Below are 1678 nucleotides of genomic sequence, written 5' to 3'. Positions count from 1 at the left end.
AAGACGCTCGAAATGCGCCGCTTGCATCACCGCCAGCACGCCGCATAATCAAACCAACCAGATGAGCCAAACTCTCTCTTAGCTTGAGCCGCATTTGGTGCCAAAAAACCCGACGATGGACACCTCGGAACCGTAACACAGTCTGTTCTCGGCCTATGCGCTTCGACATGATCTGCGAGGCAAATGAGATCGAACACCGCCTGACCAAACCGAACCATCCATGGACCAATGGCCAGGTCGAGCGGATGAACCGGACAATCAAAGACGCGACAGTGAAACGGTACCACTACGACAACCACGATCAGCTTCGAAGCCACCTCACTGACTTCCTGAATGCCTACAATTTTGCACGCCGTCTCAAAACGCTCAGCGGCCTCACACCCTATGAATACATCTGCAAAATCTGGACATCTGAGCCAGAGCCATTCATCCTAAATCCGATCCACCAGATGCCGGGACTGAACAACTAGTCATTCGTGTTTGTTCAAGTATCCTTATCTCGGCAGGCAACACTTATCATCGCGGGCGAACGCGGCTTTCGTGAGATCAGTGATCCAACGTTTGAGCGCGAAACAGCAATTCTGCCATCTGCCAGTCTTCCTCTGTGTCGATATCCTGCACGCGTTGGCGTGGCAATTCGATCCCGTACGATGGCCCATTGAGTAGAAGTTCGTCATTGCACCAACGGTTCGAGCTTGTGATGTAAAACTGGCCCGCATCGTGCCAAAAATCTTCGAGATCCTGCGACCGAGTGCTCAAGTATTCGGATTGAACCATCGAGAGTTGCCCATCCACATCTCTACGCAAGGCACGCTGAATCGGGAATGCAAAGCTGGTGATTGCCATCACGAGCGCTTTGGCTTCGCTGTTTGCAAATTGTGCGAGCGCACCACTCAGATCTGTGGGTCGCACAAATGGAGCGGTGGCGTATAGACAGCAGACGGGTAAATCGCTTGTCGCGGTACAGCCCATAGCTTGAATGGCATGGGCAATCACGGGTTGGGTGGTGGTGAAGTCATCCGACAGGTCGGACGGGCGCTTGAACGGCACTTCAGCACCAGCAGAGCGGGCGACATCGGCAATTTCGGCATCATCGGTGGTAACGATCACCTGATCAAACACACCGCTCTTAAGCGCGGCGTCGATTGACCAGGCAATCATGGGCTGACCGCAAAAATCACGGATATTCTTGCGCGGAATGCGTTTGCTACCGCCCCGCGCAGGGATGATACAAAGGCTCAAATTTTCTTCTCGCATCAATGGTCACCAAGATAATCGCGGCTGCAAACACCATTCAGAAATATCGTCTGAATTGCAAAGCAGGACTGTCAGGCGCGGTACAGACTGTATGGACTCACGCTGACGTACAGTCCGTGATATGTCGTTTATTCCAGTCTGTTTTGGATTTCTATGAGCTTGGTTTCGAAGATCTCGGCAGGCTTGCGGCAGCTGAAACACGTGCGGGGCGCTGAATTGAGTTGATGGCAAATCGACCTTAGGTGTCAATTTGTCAGCGCTGTAGGTTCAGTGAAGCGAGACAGATACTTCCGCAGTCAGAGGTGGTTCGGTTCGTTTGAACAGTTTGGAGCCGTTTCTTAGGTGGATTTTCCGCTCGTTTATGCCGCCACCGGGATTGGTTTCGACGGGTTGAGATATGCCTGATCGGGGGGTTGCCCGT

Annotated in this window: 1 protein-coding gene and 1 pseudogene; one reads left to right on the top strand and one right to left on the bottom strand. The window is 52.7% G+C overall.

Annotated features, from left to right (window positions below; genetic code table 11):
* Nucleotides 1-161 precede the first annotated feature (161 nt).
* Nucleotides 162-470: pseudogene (locus IU397_RS23120) on the top strand (integrase core domain-containing protein); the annotation flags it as partial.
* Nucleotides 471-546: 76 nt separating this feature from the next.
* On the opposite strand, the gene pseF reads toward IU397_RS23120, so the two are convergent.
* Entirely contained in the window at nucleotides 547-1257 is a 711-nt protein-coding gene (gene pseF / locus IU397_RS23115; protein ID WP_239480024.1) for a pseudaminic acid cytidylyltransferase, read from the bottom strand.
* Nucleotides 1258-1678: the final 421 nt, after the last annotated feature.

The sequence above is a fragment of the Actibacterium sp. 188UL27-1 genome, assembly GCF_016901225.1.
Lineage (GTDB): Bacteria > Pseudomonadota > Alphaproteobacteria > Rhodobacterales > Rhodobacteraceae > 188UL27-1.
This window is presented reverse-complemented; position numbering and strand designations above follow the sequence as displayed.